Here is a 20,654-nt window from a genome sequence, read left to right as displayed (position 1 = left end):
GCACAGGAGATCCGGCCAGATTCTCCGCCAAAACCCGGACCGGCCGTTCTATCCCGTCGGTAAGATAATAATAATTGTGAACATGTTAACAGAACAAAAACCATATTATCTATCAAATCAATCATGGTTTATGGCACGTCTTTTTGAGTCCGCCGATTCATTCGTCACAAGAAAAAACGCAGCAAAAACCAGAGCAACTTACCGCTATGCGCTTCTTCTCTTCGGTCAAATGAAATTCGGAGACCTACCCAATGAGGAAATGTTCAAAAAACTGAATATTTACATCAAAAAGGCAAATCTCCAAACGGTTATCGACGATATTTATCTTTTCAGAGACGACCTCACCAAGAAAAACCTGTCAATCCGAACAAAACACCTCTATACCGCCGCTCTTCAGTCGTGGTTCTCCAGCAATAACCTTCAGATTCCTAAAAGCAAATCAAGGGAATTACGAGGACATATCAGACCCGTTACCGACGATAAGGCATTTACTCACGAGACAGCACGAAGGACATTCGACCAGATGAAAAGCCATGTATCCCGATGTTTCTTTTTGTTCCTCCTGTCTACAGGGTGCCGCATGGGTGAGGCTCTCCAAGTGAAACTTACCGATGTTAATTGGGAATCCGACCCCGTGACGGTGACGCTTGACGAGACAACCACAAAAACAGGCGAGAATCGGCAGGTTTTCCTGACGACGGAGGCAGCGAATTATATCAAAACGGTATGGTTAACGCCATCGAATCAGGGAGGGCAAACCCTGAACAACCGCCAGCGATACATTAAGGCAGCCATGAACAAGACCAACGGCCTTATCGCGTCAGGTGCAGCCAAGAACGCACACACGACAAGCGATGATGACGACCGCCTATGGCCGTTTACTCATGTGACCGCGCACAGGTTCATCACAACGGCGATACTTCGAGCAGGACAAGATGAGAAGACAAAGAACGGAATCCTGAAACTTCATCCGCACAGCACGAGGAAGTTTTTCCGAACGGTATTCGGGATGGCAGCAGGACCCGATACAGCCGAGACCCTACTAGGACATTCACCGGGACTCACCGCATCATACCGCCGACTGGAAACGCCCGAACTGATCAAGATATGGAAAAAACACGAAATTGCCCTTCACATCAATATCTCCCAAGAGGCTCGGATAGCACTTCAAACCAGAGACTTCAATGCGATGGCAATTGTCGAAATTCAAGAAGAAAACAAGAAGTTAAAACAAGCAGTCGACAGGATGGGAAAACTTTTCAATACTCTACTAAATTCAAAAATGTATTATGAGAATGGCGAAGAACTCAAATTTACCTCAATCCCATTCATAGCCGAATTATCAAATGGCGAATCTTACAATCTAGGCATCTTCCCTTTTGGTAAGATAGTCAAAGGCGATTGAATTCCTCCAAAGCATGATTTTTTTGGAGATATACGCCAATACCACGTTCTAATTCTAACCTTGCTTGATTTTTAGTTAACTTCTCAAAATCGATGCCAAGGTTTTGATGTCCAAACTATATATATTTTTACGCAGGCTTACTCCGTAAGTATTATTTCAAAATACATTATGAATTTAAAGCCCCCCCGCCCGCGCGAGCGCGGGGCGGGGCACACCCCCAAGCCAAACACCCCGCCAAACGCATACAGAAGCGCTACAGCGAAGGAAAATCAAAAATATGATGAATGATACGCAAGAAGAGAAAAAAACGGATTTACGAGCCAACTCCCCCCAATCCCCCCACCAAGTCGAAGGGATGGACAAGCATCCCTTCTTTGTTGGCGGGGGGTTCCGTAAAGACCAACAGACCATCTACAATGCCCATTAAACGAACACCAAGGGGTTAGAATCAATTTTATATCCAATAATGGTGAATTATACATTATCCCGAAAAATCCTCAAAATAATCGCAAAAATTGACTAATTTTTCAATCAGACGAAGCATTAAACGTATTTTTGCTGTTAACAAGTCAGTAATAATAATAGGGTATGCGGCTCAAATGGTAAAGCAATCGGGGAGATCACGTGAAATACATTTTTGTCACAGGTGGTGTTATGAGCGGCCTGGGGAAAGGGATAACGGCCGCCTCGGTCGGACGGATCCTGAAAAACCGTGGGTACCGGGTGACGGCCGTAAAAATCGACCCGTACCTGAATATTGATGCGGGGACGATGAACCCTGCCCAGCACGGGGAGGTCTTTGTTTTAAAGGACGGGAGCGAAGTCGATCTCGATCTCGGCAACTACGAGCGTTTCCTCGACATCGAGTTAACCGCCTCGCACAACATCACGACCGGCAAGGTGTACCGTACGGTCATCGAGAAGGAACGCCGGGGGGACTTCCTTGGCGAGACAGTCCAGATAATCCCCCACATCACCGACCAGATCAAGACCTGCATTCAGCAGGCAGCAGAAGAGGAGTTCCCCGACGGCACAAAAGCAGATGTGTGCCTTGTCGAGGTGGGTGGCACAGTCGGCGACATCGAGAGCATGCCATTCTTGGAAGCAGTCCGGCAGATGCGGGGCGGACTCCCCGAACACGATTATGTCCTGATCCATGTGACGCTCGTTCCCGAGGATACGATGGGGGACTTAAAGACCAAACCTACCCAGCACTCGGTAAAAGCCCTTAGGGAACTCGGGCTTCACGCAGATATCATCGTTTGCAGGAGCGACCGGGTGATCGGTGCCAACACCAAGCGCAAGATCTCGACATTCTGCGATCTCCCCATCAATGCGGTCATCTCGGCTGCCACTGCAGCCGACACCTACGATGTTCCCATGGAGATGGAAAAGGAAGGTATAGCCGACGTCCTCTCCACGCACTTGGGCCTTGAAAAGAAAGAGACCGATCCGTCCTGGTACCGGCTCGTCACCAAGGAGTACACGAACCGGGTGACGGTTGCGATCGTCAGCAAGTACGGCATTGAGGACGTCTATATCAGCATCAAGGAAGCCCTCAAGCACGCCGGCCGGGCTCTCTCCACCGAGGTAAAGATTGCTTGGCTGGACGCGGAGCGGTACGAGCGCTGCCAGCTCAAGGATTACGACGGCATTCTCATCCCGGGAGGGTTTGGGAAGCGGGGTATCGAGGGCAAGATCGAGGCGATAAAGTTTGCCCGCGAGAATAACGTGCCGTTTTTAGGGCTCTGCCTCGGGTTCCAGCTCGCGACGGTCGAATTTGCCCGGAACCGGTGCGGCATTGCGGATGCCACAAGCGAGGAGTTCGGGGAAGGTTCGCACGTGATCGCGCTCCTCCCCGAGCAGGAGAGTGTAACCGAACTGGGCGGCACGATGCGCCTTGGGGACTACACCTCCGATATCCGGGACGGCACCCTTGCGATGAAACTCTACGGGCTGAAACAGATCGTCGAACGCCACCGGCACCGGTACGAGGTGAACCCGCGGTATATCGAAAAGCTGGAGAAGATGGACCTGGTCTTCTCGGCCACGAACAAGAACCGGATGGAGTGTCTGGAACTCCCCGGCCACCCGTTCTTCTTTGCAACGCAGTTCCATCCCGAGTTTAAATCCCGGCCGACGCGGCCCTCGCCACCCTACCTCGGGTTTGTCGAGGCGTGCAGGGCGAACAAGCGGACAAAATAGGCAGGCGGACAGTCATGGTCAAACCAGAGAAGTTCATCCCACAGGCAATCGAGGAAATTAAAAAAGCCGCCGGCACGGGAAAGGTCGTGATGGCGCTCTCGGGAGGAGTTGACAGTTCGGTCTGCGCCGCGCTTGCCGCCCGGGCGATTGGCGACCGGTTGATCCCGATCTACATCGATACCGGCCTGATGCGCAAGGGCGAGACAGAACGGATAAAGACGGTCTTTGGAAACATCCGGCTCCAGGTGATCGATGCCGGCGACGAATTCTTCGCCGCGCTTGCCGGGATTACCGATCCCGAAAAAAAGCGCAAGGCGATTGGCGAGCGCTTCATCCGGGTCTTCGAGCGGGAGGCAAAAAAGTCGGGTGCAACGTGTCTGTTACAGGGCACGATATACCCGGACCGGATCGAGAGCGAGGGGGGTATCAAAAGTCACCATAACGTCGGCGGCATGCCCCTTGAGACGGCGTTTACGAAAGTGATTGAGCCGATCCGTGACCTCTACAAGGATGAGGTGCGGGAAGTGGCCGGGGCTCTTGGCCTGCCAAAGGAGATCCAGCACCGGATGCCGTTCCCGGGGCCGGGCTTTGCCGTCCGGATCCTCGGGGAGGTCACCAGAGAGAAGGCTGCGGTAATCCGGGAGGCCAACTGGATCGCCGAGTCCGAGATCGTCGAACAGTACCACCCATGGCAGTGCTTTGCCGCACTCGTCGGCCTTGGGACGGGGGTGAAGGGAGATAACCGGATCCATGGGTGGATCGTCGCTATCCGGGCCGTGAATTCCCGTGACGGCATGACGGCCGATCCCATGAATATCCCGTTTGCCGATCTCACGAGAATCGGCGCGAGGATTACAGCCGAGATCCCGAGTGTCGCCCGCGTGGTGTACGATATCACCCCGAAACCACCGGCAACGATCGAGTACGAATAACCCCCCCGCGTTCCACAAAAACAGTCCCGAAGGTATGGGGGCGGCCGGGAATACATGCCCGTATTTCCTAAAAAAAACAACAGGAACAATCCAGAAATTACCAGAACTCATGTGATACCCATGAAAATTACCGATATTACAAGCCAGTACAAGGCGCTTGATGACCAGTATTATATGCCCGCTTTCTCGCGGAACATGGCGATTGTCCGTGGAAAAGGCTCCACGGTCTGGGATGGCACCGGAAAGGAATACCTTGACTGCGTGGCCGGCATTGCCGTCTGCAGCACCGGGCACTGCCACCCGGCGGTGGTAAAGGCGATCTGCGAGCAGGCGCACGAGCTCATCCACTGCTCCAACCTCTACTATATCCCCCACCAGGGGGAGCTCGCGAAAAAGATCGTGGAGATCACGGGTCTCAAGAAGGCCTTCTTCGCGAACTCGGGAGCTGAGGCGAGCGATGGTGCCTTAAAACTCGCCCGGGTCAGGACAAAAAAGAAGAAATTTGTGGCCTTTACCCACGGGTTCCACGGGCGGACAATCGGGTCGCTTGCGGTGACCCACAAGCCTTCGGCCCGCGAGCCCTTCGAGCCTTTGGGTCTCCCGACCACGTTCGTGGAGTACGGAAATATCGATGCCCTTAAAAAGGCAGTCGATGGCGATACCGCTGCGGTCATTGTCGAACCGATCCAGGGTGAGGCCGGCGTCATTATTCCCCCGAACAGTTTTCTTGAAGGGATACGGGAGATCTGCGATAAGACGGGGACGCTCATGATCGTTGACGAAGTCCAGACCGGTATGGGCCGGACGGGCAAGTGGCTGGCGATCCAGCACACGAAGGTCCAGCCTGACATCGTGACGCTAGCAAAAGGAATCGCAAGCGGTTTTCCGATGGGTGCACTTGTCGCCCGTGACGGACTTGAGTTTGGCAAGGGCGAGCACGGGAGCACGTTTGCTGGTGGGCCTATAGCCTGTGCGGCAGGTCTTGCCACGATCGGCGTTCTCGAACAGATCCTGCCGGACGTTGCCCGCAAGGGAGAGCGGTTCCGCAAGGGGCTTGCACGGTATAATCCCCGCGTACGCGGATTGATGATTGGTATCTCGGTTGGAGATAAATGCCCTGACGTGCAGAAGGAATGTGCCGGGAACGGTGTGATCGTGAACTGTGCAGCAGACGGAAACCTGCGTCTTGTCCCGCCGCTCGTTATCTCGGATGCCGAAATTGACCGTGCAGTGAAGGTGATCGATGGAGCGCTTGGTAAGGTCATGCTATAGGCAGGGCGGGTATGTTTTCGCAAAGAAGGCGGGAGGCAGTGCACACGGTGCGGGCAGTGATCGTATCGCGCGGCTCGCAAGTAACGAGAACCCCGAAGCCCCGTCACCGGCAGCGGTAGCGGCGGCGCAGCAGGCCGTTCTTACTGCCAACCGGTACCCCGATGAGCGGGTGGACGTCCTCGTTGCGGCCCTCCGGGCGTATTACGGTGATTACACCTTTGTGACCGGTGTCGGGATGGACGGGGTGATCGAGACGCTGATGCGGACGCTTGTCGATCCCGGGGAGACGGTGGCGATATCAGCGCCCACCTTCTCCTTCTACGGGCTTGCCGCACAGGCACAGGGGGCAAAGGTTGTTCCTGTCCCGCGACGGGCGGATTTCTCGGTCGATACCGATGCGCTTGTGCGGGTGGGAAAGGCTGCGAAGATTGTCGTGCTCTGTACCCCGAACAACCCGACCGGCAACGCGACCTCTGCGGATGATGTGCAGCGGGTGCTCGATGAGATTAAGGGAGTACTCTTCCTTGACAATGCGTACGTCGAGTTCTCGGGCATCGATTACCTGCCCCTGCTCCGGAAGTACGAAAACCTCGTGATCGGCCGGACGTTCTCGAAGGTGCACTCTCTTGCCGGCCTGCGGATTGGCTACGCGTTTGTCCCGGCCTGGCTCCAGCCGTTTTACATGAGGGCGGGCACGCCGTTTACGATGAATTCGGTCTCTGCCGCAGCGGCAGCAGCGGCGCTTTCGGACAAGGAGCACGCCGCCCGGTATATCACGCAGGTGCAGGTATGGAGGAAGCGTTTTAGCGCTGCACTGAAGTTCCCGGTGCTACCGTCGGATGCCAACTTTGTGATGGTGGACGTGGCGCCGCACACCGGCGATGAGGTGGTGGAGAAACTTGCCGCACGGGGCGTGCTTGTGCGCTCGTGCAGAAGTTTTACTGGCCTAGCCGACCATTATATCCGTGTGAGTGTCGGCGAAGACTGGGAGAATGAGTTGTTTATCCGGGAGTTAAACGCCCTATGATGTGCGGCATCACCGGGACACCGGGGACCGGGAAATCTACCGTGACCGATGAACTGGCCCGCCGGGGGTACCGGGTGGTCCACATCACAGATATTGTGCAGCCCTATGTTCTTGGAAAGGACCCGGAGCGGGATACGCAGATTATCGATACCGACCGGATGGCGGACGAGTTTGTGCCCTTTGACGGCTTTCTCGAGGGACACTTTGCCCACCTGCTGCCCTGCGACCGGGTGGTGGTTCTGCGCCTGCGACCCGATGAACTGGCGGCCCGGCTTAGCGCCCGTGGCTACTTAAGGGAAAAGATCGTGGAGAACAGGGACGCCGAGGCGCTCGATGTCTGCCTGATCGAGACGGTGGATACGTATGAACCCTCGCAGGTCCTTGAACTGGACACGACGGGTAGAAATCTTTCTGACTGTGCCGATACTATCGAGCAATTCTTTGAAGGTAAGATTCCTGCCTCATTCGGGTTGATCGACTGGTCGGCATTCGTGGAGGTATCGCCATGACGCTCGACCAGTTCCGGCCCCATGTGAAAGTCTATTTCGACCCGCTCGTGCGGTTTGCCATACGGTGCAGGATCACCCCGAATATCCTGACCATTGCCGCCCTTGTTGCATCGGCCGTAGCCGGCGTCTTCTTCTATTTCCGACTGGAGATCTGGGCCGTCCTTGCAGTCGCGCTCAACGCCTTCTGCGATGCGATGGACGGCGCGGTCGCCCGGGAGATGAAGAACCAGAGCCTGCGGGGCGATTTCCTCGACCATGCGGTCGACCGGTACGCGGATATCTTCATCATCACCGGTATCTTTGCGAGCGGCCTTGTGCCCTGGCCCATCGGGGTGCTTGCGCTGACTGGCGTCCTGATGTCCTCGTACTTGGGCACGCAGGCGCAGGCCGTCGGCGTGGGACGGGTATATGGCGGGGTGCTTGGCCGGGCAGACCGACTCGTGCTGATCATGGTGGTGGGGATTATCTTCATCCTCTTCCCCATGACGATCTACGGGCTGAACCTGCTCGGCTGGCTCCTCCTCCTCTTCGGGGCCTTCGGCCACGTCACTGCATTCCAGCGGTTCGCGTACGTCTGGCGGAAGATGGAGTAAGCCCATCTTTTTTATATTGTGCCTTTTGGCAACGTATTGGATATTAGGAAAAATCCGCTCTGTAGAACTCCTTAAGCTGATTCTCTTAACGCTCTTTGGGGCTTCGGCAAATGTTGCCTCCGCCCCCGCCGCTGTGGCATCCCCCCTATAGTGATAACCCCCGAGAAGGTAATACAACATCATCGCTAAAGCAGAAGGGGCGGTTCGGGGGGACAGGCACTGTTCCCTCCGTCGATATGTGCTTTGCAGTATGTTGAAAACTAAGGGTTTCTAAAGAGCCAAAAAATCCTGTCCACTGAAAAGACTGGCTACGGTGTTTATCAGGAACGGATCAGGCTAAACCTGCCGCCAGATCCCGGATGTATTCCAGCGCCGCGATTGCGTCTTCCCGCTTCTGGTCGGCCGGGGATGCGGCGGCAAAGGCAAGGAACCGTTCCTTTGTTGCTGCGTCAAGAGCGTCACCTGCGACGGCAGCGATCTTCGGGTAGGTGCGCTGCGGGTAGAAGACCGAATGGGCGGCAGCGAGGAGCGCCGCGTGCGCCGCCGGGGTGATGATGCCGGCCGCCTCGGCTTTTTTGAGCGTGCAGCGGATGTTGATGAGCGGCTCGGAGAGCGAGTATCCCGAGACCGGGTCAAAGACGAGCGCCACCTCGTCATCGGAGACAAGCGTGCTCTCTTTGTACATCCGGTAGATCTTCCCTATGCCGGTCATCCCCAGCGTGTCCATCTCGGCAGCCCGGAGCGCTCCCATGCTCGATGCGCCAACCACTTTTATGCCTTTTTTTACCGCAGTAAGGATCTCCCGGTGGGCGACAGCGCAGTCCTGATGGAAGACCCCGTCGATCAGGCAGATGATATCCGCGCCGTCCGCCACCGCGGCAAGGAGGTCTCCCCGTTTTGCCGGCGGCCGGTACTCTGCGGGGAGGATCTTCTCTGCGGCAGAGAGATCAAGGCTTGGCCCGAGAAAGACGATGATTTTTGGCATGCTTCACCCTGTCCCCCCGCCGCTCCGGGTCCATTGCGTAGACCTCAAGACCCGGGACGATCACCCTGACCACCGGTATTCCAATCTCCTCCCTGGTCAGGTCGACGACGATCACCCGGTCGAGCCCCTGTTTTTTCAGGGCGTCGATGGAAAACCGGATATCTTTTGCGAAATCGTCGCTGTCAAACGACCGGAGGGTGCCATAGTCCACAGTCCCGTTGTCCTTGAACCAGTACCCGTTGATCCGTTTTGCCCGGTCGTAGCCCATCTTTTTCCTGAGCCCGGCGGTCGTCGTGTCTTCGCGGGCGCCGTGGATCTGGGTAAGCCGGCTCTGCGCTACCTCGGTAAGCGCCCGCATTGCGGCGATCCGTGCGCACGTGTGGGTGCCGATCCCGATGGTGAGCAGGGCAGGGTCTTTTAAGAGTACATCGTCAGCCACCGCCGCCATGGTGGGGATACCGACATCGCTTGTTATATCCCGCAGGGTGACCTCGACCTGTGCGTCGGCAAACTTCTTCTGCATGTCCACAAGCATTGGGTCGTCGATCCCGATCACCGCCGGGCCGGTGTCCCGACAGGCCTCGACAAGCGACCATGCGTCCCTTTCTATCACTTCCGAGAGCGCATGGAAGATCGCCTCTTCTGTGGTGTTCCCCGAGGCAAGGCCGTTGGTGGAGGTGCGGAAGATCTGCCGGAAGTTCCTCGGGAGCGGGTGGAAAACTGCCTGTGCCGGCACGAGCACCGGCTCGTCGTTTGCAATATCCCAGCCCTCGACCCAGGGAAGCACATGGCCGGTTTCCGTATCGGCGGGGAGGATGAGGTCTTTGGGGTTGACGGCCGGTTCGCGTCCGTCGAGCATCTCAAAGGAATCCAATTGTACCTTCCGGTCGTGGATCTCCGAGGAGTACCGCTCGATGCCTTCCATGATCGCCGAGATCCGTGATTCCTCGACGGTTGCCCCCTTGCCGTTGTAGACCGTGATCGCCCCGTCGTCCGCGGTCGGGCGGATGCAGGAGAAGACGGGGATGCCAATCCGGTCGAGGTCGGTGATATCAGCGACCCGTGTGATACCGGCAGCAGGCACTTTTGGTTCGATGCGTGCGAGGGTTTCTTCGAGCGGCACTGCCCGCTGGGTCTCGTTGTTGTAGGTCTTCTTGCAGGAGGAAATGAGCATGGAAGTCACCGGGTGATCTCGTGCGGACGGGTTGGTATTCGGTCGTCCTGTAACTGAGATTTCACGTTATTGTGGTTTATACATGTTCATCATTGGGTAAAGCAGGGCCGGGCGATGATAAAACCCGTTCACCCGATCTGTTCCAGCCGCCGGCACGCCTCGTGGAGCGTCTCGTCTTTTTTGGAGAACGTGAATCTGAGTTTCGTCTCTCCACCCTTGTGGTAGAACGAACTGCCCGGGACCGCCGCCACGCCCACCGTCTCAATGAGGTGCCGGGCAAATGCCACATCGGTCATCCCGAATCCTGATATATCCGTGAAAATGTAATACGCACCCTGGGGCAGCCGGCAGTCAAAGCCGGCCTTTGAAAGGCCCGCATACAGGATCTTCCGCCGGCGGTCATAGTCCCGGGCAAGTTCCCGGTAATACGATTCTGGCAGGTTGAGAGCAGCGACGGCCGCTTGCTGGAGCGGGGCCGGCGCACCGACCGTGAGGAAATCATGAATCTTCCGGATGCGCCCGGTCAGCCCTGCTCCCGCGAGGGCGTAGCCCACCCGCCAGCCGGTCACGGAATAGGTCTTTGAGAGGCTGCCGATGGTGACCGTGCGATCCTCCATGCCGGAAAGCGACCCGATCGAGACGTGCTGGTTCCCGTCGTAGAGGATGTGCTCATAGATCTCGTCGGTGATCGCGATCACATCGTTCTCAATACAGAGGTCGGCAATGAACCGGAGTTCGTCCGGGGTGAACACCTTGCCGGTCGGGTTGTTCGGCGAGTTGATGATAATGGCCCGGGTCTTCTTCGTGAACGCGGCCTTCCACGCTTCCTCGTCGATAGATTCCCCTTCGCCGAGCGGGACGTAACGCGGGACGGCGCCGGAAATGACCGCATCGGGTCCGTAGTTCTCGTAGAATGGTTCGGGCACGATCACCTCGTCTCCCGGGGTGATCAGGGCAAGCATCGAGGCCATCATCGCTTCGGTCGACCCGCAGGTCACCGTGATCTCTCCATCAGGGTCGAGCACCAATCCGTTGTATGCCTCCACCTTATGGGCGATGGCCGCACGGAGTGCCTGCGCCCCCCACGTGATCGTGTACTGGTTGAAATCTTCGTTAAGTGCGGCGCAGGCAGCGTCTTTGAGTTCCTGCGGGCAGGGAAAGTCGGGAAAACCCTGTGCGAGGTTGATCGCGTTATGGGCAAGCGCGTGCCGGGTCATCTCCCGGATCACGGATTCGGTAAAGGAATCGGCCCGCGAGGGGTGGACAGTCATGTACAAAAGTGTAGACGGGTGGGGGTTTTAATCCCGCGTTTTTACCTTGGAGCGTTCATCCGGAACGACCCGTGAAAAGACTCTAAAAGGTGAGGATTGGTTATCCATGAACCGGGGAATAAGGGGACATGGCTGGGGTATACCTTCTAGGCCGCATCATACAGCGACCCCCTCTTCCGGAGGTTTGATGTTCAGGCCGTACAGGCTCTGCCGTGCATCGATGAAATAATAACGCTCGATCAGGAATTCTTCGGCCTTAAGCCTGTTCAATGCATACCGGATAGTCCGGGACGGCAGCGAAGTCTCGCGGATGAGATCCTTCTGCGTCAGCTGACCGTTCGTTTCCAGCACTTTATACACGAGCTTTGCCGAAGGAGGCAGGTGCCCGAGCCGTGCAGAGGTATTTTTATTGGCAATTGTGTTTACAACAAAGACGATCCCTCATAGTGGATCACCATATTCAGGTAAGAATTCACAATTGTTAAGTCTTTCGCTTTACACCTTTAGTAATGGAATTGTCTTTGCCCTGCGGTTGATCCATATATCGGTGCAGAGGGACTCCTGTGGCAAATATCACCGGGACATGCACCCGTGCAGGTCAAAATCATCCAGTTGCCCTCCCGGTTAAGGCATTTTGCGGAAAATCTTGCCGAAAAATGATCCCTTAAATAATTCCCGTACCTACACTAATATGTTGAATCACAATTGTGAACGACCAATGCCAGGATGGCGGAAAGGCTACGCGGCTGACTGCAGATCAGTATATCCCGGTTCGATTCCGGGTCCTGGCTCTTTTCCTGATTTTAACTGTCCCAAAGGGGGCAATGTCGTCGGGCACGTGAGGTCTGCCTTTTCCCTGAAACTCCTACACCCCATCTGGAACACACAGGGGTCTTTAGTATTTTTGCCAGCAGGAGAACAGATGTGTCCCGGCGAAACCCGGGACACCCTATATCTTGGCGACAAGTATATTATTTAGAAAATACTTTATTCCCATTACTGACACGTATGATTGATGCGCGTGCAATATCTCTATACAGCATACGCATTTCGGGCAAAAATTCCAGTTTCCGTCTGAAAACCGGATCAGGAAAAACCCGCCGATTGGAAAAACTATAAATATTCACAATTGTTATTTAGTATGGTCAGATTCACAATCGTGAATAAGGACAATGCCAGGATGGCGGAAAGGCTACGCGACTGACTGCAGATTAGTGTATCCCGGTTCGATTCCGGGTCCTGGCTTCGTGGTGTTCCCATGAGTATCAGAGTACAGAAAACATTTGAAGCACTCTTCGAGCTTGAAGAGATCCGGGGGATCTTCCGGGACTCTCTTCCTACCGGCCTTTCAGCCGAACAGGAAGCAGCGTTCAATAAGAAGATCTCAGACCTCAAGGCCATTATTGCAGACCTTGAGGCCGGTACCGGAACCCCAAAGGTAACGAAGATCGCAGGAACCCTCGATGTCCGTTCCCGCGAGGAGGAGTTCATCAACATACAGCCAATCCAGGCCGCTGGCCGGCTGACGACAGAGGCCAGAAAGGCGCTCATATCCTATGGTGACGGATACTCCACCTGTGATTTCTGCCGCAAGCCGTTCCGCCTCGACAAGATCTCCCGGCCCGGGATCGCCGAGTTCCATGCCGATCTCGCGAAATGGCTCAACATGGACCAGGCCCGGGTTGTCCCCGGGGCCCGGCGCGGGTTCCAGGCTGTCGCAAACACGCTCATCAACAAAGGTGACAGCGTCATTGTCTCGGCCCTTGCCCACTACACCGAGTTTTTAGCCGTGGAAAACGCCGGCGGCCAGGTCAGGGAAGTCCCGCTCAACGACAAGCACATCGTGACCGCGGAGGCAACCGCCCGGAAGATCGAGGACGTCAAGGCAGAGACCGGCAAGCTCCCGGTGCTCGTCATGATCGATCACTTCGATTACCAGTATGCGAACGAGCATGAAATTACCGGGATCGGGAAAGTCGCCCACCAGTACGACATCCCCTTCCTCTATAACGGAGCCTACACGGTCGGTGTCCAGCCGGTCGACGGCAAGAAGATCGGGGCGGACTTTGTCGTCGGCTCCGGACACAAGAGCATGGCCTCGGTGGCACCGTCAGGAGTCCTTGCGATAAACGATGAGTTCGCGCCAAAGGCCCTTCGGACCACGGCAATGGTAGGTGATCTTACCAAACGCAAGTTCGGTATCAAGGAGGTGGAAATGCTCGGGTGCACGCTCATGGGCGGGACCCTGCTGTCGATGATGGCATCGTTCCCCACGGTAAAAGAACGGGTGCTCCACTGGGACGAGGAAGTAAAGAAGTCCAACTACTTCATCGACACCCTGCTTCGGATCAACGGCAGCAAGGTCCTCTCCGAGTACCCGAGGAAGCACTCGCTCACGAAGGTCGACACAACGGGAAGCTTCGACACGGTCGCACAGACCCACAAGCGCCGCGGCTTCTACTTCTCCGACGAACTGACCAAACGCGGTATCGTCGGCGAATTTGCGGGTGCGACCCGGACGTGGAAACTCAACACCTACGGCCTGTCCTGGGACAAGATCCACTACCTTGCCGACGCGTTCACGGAGATCGCAGAAAAATACGAGATTAAGGTGGAAAAGGCTGCAGACAAAAAGTAGGTCTGCCGCCCTTTATCCCCACGACCCTAAAAACGACAAAAACCAGAACCGAGGATATCACATGACCGAGAAGAAGTTCAGACTGGGCACCGTCGCCCTCCATGCCGGACAGGTGCCGGACCCGACTACCGGGTCCCGCACGGTTCCGCTCTACCAGACAACATCGTACGTCTTCAAGAATACCGAGCATGCGGCCAACCTCTTTGGCCTGCGCGAACTGGGGAACATCTATACCCGCCTCATGAACCCGACGACGGACGTGTTCGAGAAGCGCGTTGCAGCCATCGAAGGCGGGACCGGGGCGATCGCCACGGCATCCGGTGCTGCGGCAATCACGTACGCGATCCTCAACATCACACGACCGGGTGACGAGATCGTCTCGGCCGACAACCTGTACGGCGGCACGTATGAGTTCTTCCACTACACGCTCCCCAAGTTCGGGCGCCACGTGATCTTTGTGGACTCTCAGAAACCCGAAGAGTTCAAAAAAGCCATCAACGAAAAGACCCGGGCCATCTATGCCGAGACCGTGGGCAACCCGAAACTCGATACCCCGGACTTCGAGGCGATTGCGAAAATTGCCCACGAGAACGGGATCCCGTTCATTGTCGATAACACGACCGGTGTCGGCCTCGTACGGCCCATCGATTATGGCGTCGATATTGTCGTCCACTCGGCCACAAAGTACATCGGTGGTCACGGAAACTCCATCGGCGGGGTTATCGTCGATTCCGGCAAGTTTGCCTGGAACAACGGCAAATTCCCCGAGTTTACCGAGCCCGATCCCAGCTACCACGGCCTGAAGTACTGGGACACGTTCGGGAACTTCCCGGGCCTCGGGAACGTTGCGTTCGTCTTTAAGATCCGGGTCTCGCTCATGAGGGATACCGGTGCCGTCATCAGCCCGTTCAACTCGTGGCTGTTTCTGATCGGCCTCGAGACGCTCCACCTGCGGGTTCCCCGCCACTCGGAGAACGCGCTCGCCGTCGCACAGTTCCTCAAAAGCCACCCAAAGGTCGCATGGGTCAATTACCCCGGCCTGCCGGATAACCCAGGCCACACACTGACAAAGAAGTACCTCCACGGGGGTTCCGGTCCTCTTGTCGGTGTCGGCATCAAGGGAGGGGAGAAGGCGAGCAGGAAGTTTATCGACTCCCTGAAACTCTTCTCCGATCTCGCAAATATCGGCGACTCTAAAAGCCTCGTGATCCACCCGGCAAGCACCACCCACCAGCAGCTTACCGTCGAGGAACAGGCAAAGACCGGTGTCACCCCGGACTTTGTCAGGCTCTCGATCGGGACCGAGGACATCGAGGATATCATCGAAGATCTTAATCAGGCACTGGCCCAGGTCTAAGGTGTGAGTATGCTACGCGGTTCTCTTGGCATCGTCACACCAGAACAGGCAGAAATCAAGGGGCCTTTCACCCTTGAGGGCGGAGCCGTCCTGCCTGGGGTGACGATCGCCTACGAGACTTACGGAAAACCGAACAGGGAAAAGAGCAATGCGATCCTCGTGTGCCATGCTTTATCAGGAGATGCCCACGTCGCCGGATTTCATGAAGGGGATGACAAGCCCGGCTGGTGGGATGCGGTTATCGGGCCCGGCAAGGCGTTCGATACCGATCGCTATTATGTCATATGTAGCAACGTTCTCGGGGGGTGTAAAGGCTCGACCGGCCCTTCCTCCATAAATCCGGAGACCAACAAACCCTATGGTGCTGCTTTTCCTGTTATTACCATCCGCGACATGGTCAACGCCCAGAAACTTCTTCTCGACCATCTTGGCATTACTGAACTCTACGCAGTCGCCGGCGGGTCGATGGGCGGCATGCAGGCGCTCCAGTGGACGGTCTCGTACCCCGACATGGTAAGAAAAGCGATCGTGATCGCCGCGACCGGCTACTCGACGCCCCAGCAGATCGCCTTTAACGAGGTCGGCAGGAAGGCAATCATCTCCGATCCCGACTGGAATAACGGCGACTACTACGAGAAACGGCTGCCCACGCACGGCCTCGCACTCGCCCGGATGGTTGGCCACATCACGTACCTCTCCGATGAGTCGATGCACGCGAAGTTCGGGCGGCACCTCCAGGGAAAAGAGCAGGTCGGCTTCGATTTCTCGACTGAGTTTGCCGTCGAGAGTTACCTCCACCACCAGGGGGATACCTTCACAAAAAGGTTTGATGCAAACTCGTATCTCTATATCACGAAGGCGATCGACTACTTCGACCTGACCAAGGACGGGTCGCTTACGACCGGGCTTTCGGCGGCAAAGGCGACGTTTCTTGTCATCTCCGTCTCTTCGGACTGGCTCTACCCGCCCTACCAGTCGCAGGAGATCGTGACGGCGCTCTCCGCAAACGAGCGCGAGGTGCACTACTGCGAGATCCGCTCCAACTATGGCCACGATGCGTTCCTCCTCGAATCAGGCCAGCTCAATTACCTGATCACGAAGTTCCTGTCGCATACGGTCGTCGGGGACGTGATGACCCGGGACGTCGAGTGTATTGAAGAGGGCACCACGATCGCGGTCGCCGCCCGGAGAATGATACGGTGCAGCGTCAACCACCTGCCGGTTCTCTCGGGAGGCACCGGCCAGCTTGTGGGGATCGTCACCTCGTGGGATATCGCAAAGGCGGTCGCGTCCAACTTCCTCTGGCTCGACGAGATTATGAGCCGCGACGTGGTCACGACCACCCAGGACGAGCCTGTGGAGGAAGCGGCACAGAAGATGGAGGCCCATTCCATCTCCGCGCTCCCGGTCATCGATGGGGACCAGCATGTGATCGGGCTTATCACGAGCGACGCGATCAGCACCCTTGTCGGGAGGCAGAACCCGTGAGAATCCTTTCGATCCATGCAGACCGGATGTGGTACCGCGCCACGAAGAAGACAAAGATGGCAGAACAGATTACGGAAAAAGAGGACTGCATGGAGGAGTGCGTCGTCCTCTTCTGCTGCGTGGAAAAACTCGACGAGAAGAACCCCGCCCATGTCATCGAGAGCGCCAAACAGAGCGTGCTGGTGCGGCTTGAAAAACTCAAGGTGGACCGGGTCCTCATCTACCCGTATGCCCACCTGACGAGCACGCTCGGATCGCCTGCGGTCTCGCTTGAGATCCTCACCGGGTTAGAAAAAGCCCTCAAAGATGAGGGCATCACCGTGAAACGGGCCCCGTTCGGCTGGTACAAGCAGTTCGAGATCCGGGGCAAGGGTCACCCTCTCGCCGACCTTTCGATGACCATCTGCCCGTACGAGGGAACGGAGTGCGACTTTACCTGCCCGTACTGCCACCATCCCTTCAAGGAGGCGGATGCGGAGCACGTCTGTCCGGGGGCAGCGGTATGTGGCCAAATGCAGGAAGGAAAGGCTGGCAAAATCCCGTGACTGTAATGATTGCACCGATGAAGAAACAGACCGTGTGGCGGTTGGACAGGTGAATAAATATGACGAAGAAATGGCTGGTCAGGTATTCGGAGATATTTTTGAAGTCGGATCCGGTGCGCCGGCAGTGGGAACGTGTCCTGATGAACAACATCCGGCAGGTGATGCCCGATCTGAAGATCCAGAGCGAGCGGGGCAGGATCTGGCTCACCGGCGATGTGCAGCCCGGACTGTTGAAGAACGTCTTCGGGATCGTCTCATTCTCCGAAGTGGAGCACGTGCCCCACGGGGTCCCCCTTGAAACCGCCCTCATCGAGTACGGACGGTCCCACGGCCTTTCTGCGGCAAAGACGTTTGCGCTCCGGATAAAGAGGGTGGGCAAGCACAGTTTTTCCTCGAACGACAAGGCAATAGAACTGGGCGATGTCGTGAGGAATGCGTTCTCGCACCTGAAGGTGAATCTCGCCGCGCCTGATGCAGAGATCCACGTGGAGATCCGACAGGACGAGTGCTATCTCTACGACACCGTGATAAAAGGGGTCGGCGGTCTCCCGCTCGGGGTCGAGGGGACGCTTGTCGCGCTCGTCTCCGGGGGCATCGATTCCCCGGTCGCGGCGTGGATGATGATGAAGCGGGGCTGCACGATCGTGCCGATCTTTGTCGCGCTCGACACCTTCCTTGACGAGACAGTGCTCGCCCGGGCCGAGCGGGTCGTGAGCGTGCTGCGGAAGTATCAGCCGGATATCCAGCTCCGGGTGATCCACGACCCGTACCTGGCGGCGGCGAAGAAAGAGCTGATCAAAAACCGGCAGGAGAAGTATACCTGCCTCTTCTGCAAGCGCCGGATGTACCGGATTGCCGAGAAGATCGCTGAGGAGGTCGGGGCAAAGGGCATCGTGAACGGCGAGTCGCTCGGGCAGGTGGCAAGCCAGACGCTCGACAACCTGGTCGTCCTCTCCGATGCGGCAGCAATCCCGGTCTACCGCCCGCTCATCGGGTTTGACAAGGCAGACACCATCATGCTCGCCCGGGAGATCGGAACCTACGAAGAGTCCACGAGCAGGGCGACCGGCTGCATGGCGGTGCCCAAGGGGCCGTCCACAAAGGCTCATTTAGCTGAGATCCTGGAGATGGAGCGGCATATGGAGGCGACGAAGATGCCGCTGCCGGTGTGAGAGTGGGGCAGGGTAATTACCGGTTCCATGTTTGGGAAATTCTATGCAGGATAGGCAAAATGGCAAAAGGGGATAACCTGTTTTCCAACAAAAACCAAAATCCCATAGTGACGGAGGGAACCGTGCCTGTCCCCTCGGGCATTTCCTGTGCTTTACGATGATGTTGTATTACCTTCTCAGGTGTTATTGCTATAGGGGGGATGCCACAGCGGCGGGGGCGGAGGCAGCAGTTGCCGAAGCCCCCAGGAGTATTCACGGCCGTCGAGCCACCGGTACTCCAAGATAAAGTTCTGGTTGATATATCCATAGCAGCGTTAAAAGAAATTTTTTGACGATTTCTACAGAACCCAGAATTTATCCGGATAGCGCAGGCAGATTGCTAAAAAGATGTTACCAGCCCCGGCTGTACTCGCCGGCGCAGGGGATGCAGACAATTTTTCCGTTCTTCACGCGGGCCCGGTGTTCAGCCACCATCTCGCCGCAGACGGCACACTGTACCGATCCGGAGATCCGTGCCCGTTCGGGGATTTCCGACCGTGCTTCTTTCTCGATGAAGAGCTCCCCGAACGGGATCGTGAGGATCTTCTCGATCACGCCGGCCTGCCGCTCATGGAATTTTTTTATTTCGGCCGGCGTGGCCTTCCCGCTCGTCACCTTCCTGCGCAGGGCCGCCACCTCGGGATCGAGCCGTTCCGTGAGCGGTTCGGGGCGCTGGACGAGGCGGATCGCGGTCCCGGTCTTCCGGTTGATGAACGTGTACGCATGCTTGCCGATATCCCTCATGATAAGGTTGCCTTTCCCCACCGAGCAGCCGGCGAGGGCTTGCACGGCATCGACCCCGCAGGCATCGTTCTCGACAATAGCGACCAGGTCCTCATCTTCGGATCGCTTTGCGTTAAGGCGTTTCATGGCATAATCTGCCGCACGGTAGCCGAGTGCAAGGCCGGGACAGGAGTGGCCGTGGAAGGCGACCGCGTCCTCGTAGGTTGTCAGTGACCGGGTCATGATTTCACGTGAATTAGTCACTTGCCGGTAAGAGCGTAAAACCGTTTCGTCCGGGACTGCGGGCCGGTGTTCAGGCAGTCGGGTCATACGGTGGTACCGGTACACTTTTCTAAAACACTAAAGTATATACGAACCGGGCGCAGAGCAAGAGATCGGTGCATATACCATGGCAAAATTAACCGCAGATATGAAAGAAGCCTTTTTGAAGATGAAGGTCTTCCCGGTTGCGACCGCATCCAAAGACGGCACGCCAAATGTGGTTCCTATCGGGGTCGTCGAACTCGTCAGCGACGACACGATCTGGATCACGGACAACTTCATGAACAAGTCGCTTGCGAATCTCAAGGCAAACCCGAAGCTTGCGATCTATGTCTGGGGCCCGGATATCAAGGGCTGCTTCCAGATCAAGGGGCACGTCACGATCAAGACGAGCGGCAAGGAGTATGATGAGATGAAGGCAAAGCTCAACAAGAAGAACCCTGCCCTGCCCGCACGGTCGCTCCTCATCGTGAAGATTACTGATGTCTTCGAGTGCAAGCCCGGGGCAACAGCCGGGTCAAAATTACTCTAAACACTTTTTTTCACAAAAGAACGTATCCGAAAAGAAATATGGTTATACGTTCCGTGCCGTCCTTTCTACCCCCGGCAAGATAAAGTTTATATGACAAAATGTTAAATAAACTATACAAGGTGTCGGCCCACATACCACATCTGCACGCAACGAAGGAGAATTACCCTATGAAATCACCAAAAACTCTGGCAGGAAGCATTGCAGTACTTCTATTTGCCCTCGTTATCCTGGGGTTTGGGATAAGCCCAGTCAGCGCATCGGCGGGATCGTCGCCATCCGGCAATAGTACCGCGATGCACGGTCACTGGGATGGACAGCATTTTACCCCCAACAGCACCCAGCAGTATACGATGACAGAATCGTTCATCACCCGGCTGCAGAGCCAGGGCGTTGACGTAAGTGCGGTACAGACTGCGCTCGCGAACAACGATACGGAGACCGTAAAGTCGTGGATCACATCGTATATGGAAACGCACAAAGGAACATTTGGCAACACCACCCACAT

19 protein-coding genes and 1 tRNA gene are annotated in these 20,654 nt (G+C 56.4%); 15 read left to right on the top strand and 5 right to left on the bottom strand.

What is annotated here, in order from left to right; translation table 11 throughout:
- The 7 genes from QZN75_RS04770 to QZN75_RS04740 form a co-directional block, all read left to right on the top strand.
- On the top strand, positions 1-1,405 hold a 1,405-nt coding region (locus QZN75_RS04770; protein WP_292425463.1), incomplete at its 5' end, for a tyrosine-type recombinase/integrase.
- A 624-nt stretch (positions 1,406-2,029) separates the two neighbouring features.
- Complete coding sequence (locus tag QZN75_RS04765; RefSeq protein ID WP_292425462.1) at positions 2,030-3,610, top strand: CTP synthase; 1,581 nt, start codon at positions 2,030-2,032, stop codon at positions 3,608-3,610.
- Between the two features lie 14 nt (positions 3,611-3,624).
- On the top strand, positions 3,625-4,542 hold the full coding sequence (gene guaA, locus QZN75_RS04760) for a glutamine-hydrolyzing GMP synthase (RefSeq protein ID WP_292425459.1): 918 nt from the start codon (positions 3,625-3,627) through the stop codon (positions 4,540-4,542).
- Positions 4,543-4,662: 120 nt separating this feature from the next.
- Positions 4,663-5,814 (top strand): aspartate aminotransferase family protein, encoded by a 1,152-nt coding sequence (locus QZN75_RS04755; protein WP_292425455.1) that lies wholly within the window; start codon positions 4,663-4,665, stop codon positions 5,812-5,814.
- Positions 5,786-6,841, top strand: a complete 1,056-nt coding sequence (hisC, locus tag QZN75_RS04750) for a histidinol-phosphate transaminase (RefSeq protein ID WP_292425452.1) — start codon at positions 5,786-5,788, stop codon at positions 6,839-6,841. Before QZN75_RS04755 ends, hisC begins: the two co-directional genes overlap by 29 nt.
- Positions 6,838-7,350 (top strand): adenylate kinase family protein, encoded by a 513-nt coding sequence (locus QZN75_RS04745; RefSeq protein WP_292425449.1) that lies wholly within the window; start codon positions 6,838-6,840, stop codon positions 7,348-7,350. The genes hisC and QZN75_RS04745 overlap by 4 nt, the downstream gene beginning before the upstream one ends.
- Complete coding sequence (locus QZN75_RS04740; protein ID WP_292425446.1) at positions 7,347-7,943, top strand: CDP-alcohol phosphatidyltransferase family protein; 597 nt, start codon at positions 7,347-7,349, stop codon at positions 7,941-7,943. Before QZN75_RS04745 ends, QZN75_RS04740 begins: the two co-directional genes overlap by 4 nt.
- Before the next feature lie 331 nt (positions 7,944-8,274).
- Here the strand turns inward: QZN75_RS04740 and QZN75_RS04735 are convergent, their stop codons facing one another.
- The 4 genes from QZN75_RS04735 to QZN75_RS04720 all read right to left on the bottom strand — a co-directional run bounded on the left by QZN75_RS04735 (position 8,275) and on the right by QZN75_RS04720 (position 11,733).
- Positions 8,275-8,928 carry a TfuA-related McrA-glycine thioamidation protein gene (locus tag QZN75_RS04735; RefSeq protein ID WP_292425443.1) on the bottom strand — a complete coding sequence of 218 codons (654 nt, stop codon included), beginning with the start codon at positions 8,926-8,928 and terminating at the stop codon, positions 8,275-8,277.
- Positions 8,891-10,102 (bottom strand): YcaO-related McrA-glycine thioamidation protein, encoded by a 1,212-nt coding sequence (locus QZN75_RS04730; protein ID WP_292425440.1) that lies wholly within the window; start codon positions 10,100-10,102, stop codon positions 8,891-8,893. The genes QZN75_RS04735 and QZN75_RS04730 overlap by 38 nt, the downstream gene beginning before the upstream one ends.
- 128 nt (positions 10,103-10,230) lie before the next feature.
- The gene (locus QZN75_RS04725; RefSeq protein WP_292425437.1) at positions 10,231-11,373 is read right to left on the bottom strand and encodes a pyridoxal phosphate-dependent aminotransferase; all 1,143 of its coding nucleotides are present in this window, start codon (positions 11,371-11,373) and stop codon (positions 10,231-10,233) included.
- 156 nt (positions 11,374-11,529) lie between these two features.
- The gene (locus QZN75_RS04720; RefSeq protein ID WP_292425434.1) at positions 11,530-11,733 is read right to left on the bottom strand and encodes a helix-turn-helix domain-containing protein; all 204 of its coding nucleotides are present in this window, start codon (positions 11,731-11,733) and stop codon (positions 11,530-11,532) included.
- Positions 11,734-12,093: 360 nt separating this feature from the next.
- On the opposite strand from QZN75_RS04720, the gene QZN75_RS04715 reads away from it, so the two are divergent.
- The 6 genes from QZN75_RS04715 (at position 12,094) to thiI (ending at position 18,573) form a co-directional block, all read left to right on the top strand.
- Positions 12,094-12,164, top strand: a tRNA-Cys gene (locus QZN75_RS04715).
- Positions 12,165-12,631: 467 nt separating this feature from the next.
- The gene (gene pscS / locus QZN75_RS04710; protein WP_292425431.1) at positions 12,632-14,011 is read left to right on the top strand and encodes an O-phospho-L-seryl-tRNA:Cys-tRNA synthase; all 1,380 of its coding nucleotides are present in this window, start codon (positions 12,632-12,634) and stop codon (positions 14,009-14,011) included.
- Between the two features lie 61 nt (positions 14,012-14,072).
- Complete coding sequence (locus QZN75_RS04705) at positions 14,073-15,368, top strand: O-acetylhomoserine aminocarboxypropyltransferase/cysteine synthase family protein (protein ID WP_292425429.1); 1,296 nt, start codon at positions 14,073-14,075, stop codon at positions 15,366-15,368.
- Between the two features lie 9 nt (positions 15,369-15,377).
- The gene (locus QZN75_RS04700) at positions 15,378-16,856 is read left to right on the top strand and encodes a homoserine O-acetyltransferase (RefSeq protein WP_292425427.1); all 1,479 of its coding nucleotides are present in this window, start codon (positions 15,378-15,380) and stop codon (positions 16,854-16,856) included.
- Positions 16,853-17,401, top strand: coding sequence for a threonyl-tRNA synthetase editing domain-containing protein (locus QZN75_RS04695; protein WP_292425424.1), 549 nt, complete (start codon positions 16,853-16,855; stop codon positions 17,399-17,401). The genes QZN75_RS04700 and QZN75_RS04695 overlap by 4 nt, the downstream gene beginning before the upstream one ends.
- Before the next feature lie 59 nt (positions 17,402-17,460).
- Positions 17,461-18,573, top strand: coding sequence for a tRNA uracil 4-sulfurtransferase ThiI (gene thiI / locus QZN75_RS04690; protein WP_292425422.1), 1,113 nt, complete (start codon positions 17,461-17,463; stop codon positions 18,571-18,573).
- A 390-nt stretch (positions 18,574-18,963) separates the two neighbouring features.
- Here thiI and QZN75_RS04685 read toward each other — a convergent pair whose 3' ends face one another.
- Complete coding sequence (locus QZN75_RS04685) at positions 18,964-19,578, bottom strand: FmdE family protein (protein ID WP_292425420.1); 615 nt, start codon at positions 19,576-19,578, stop codon at positions 18,964-18,966.
- 166 nt (positions 19,579-19,744) lie between these two features.
- Here QZN75_RS04685 and QZN75_RS04680 point away from each other — a divergent pair, with 166 nt between their 5' ends.
- Together QZN75_RS04680 and QZN75_RS04675 are read left to right on the top strand one after the other, a co-directional pair.
- Entirely contained in the window at positions 19,745-20,149 is a 405-nt protein-coding gene (locus QZN75_RS04680) for a pyridoxamine 5'-phosphate oxidase family protein (protein WP_292425418.1), read from the top strand.
- 167 nt (positions 20,150-20,316) lie between these two features.
- Positions 20,317-20,654: hypothetical protein (locus QZN75_RS04675; protein ID WP_292425416.1), on the top strand; the 338-nt coding region annotated here is incomplete at its 3' end.

The sequence above is a fragment of the Methanoregula sp. genome, from assembly GCF_003170075.1.
GTDB lineage: Archaea > Halobacteriota > Methanomicrobia > Methanomicrobiales > Methanospirillaceae > Methanoregula.
The sequence above is the reverse complement of the archived record's forward strand: the minus strand, read 5'-3'. Positions and strand labels throughout refer to the sequence as shown.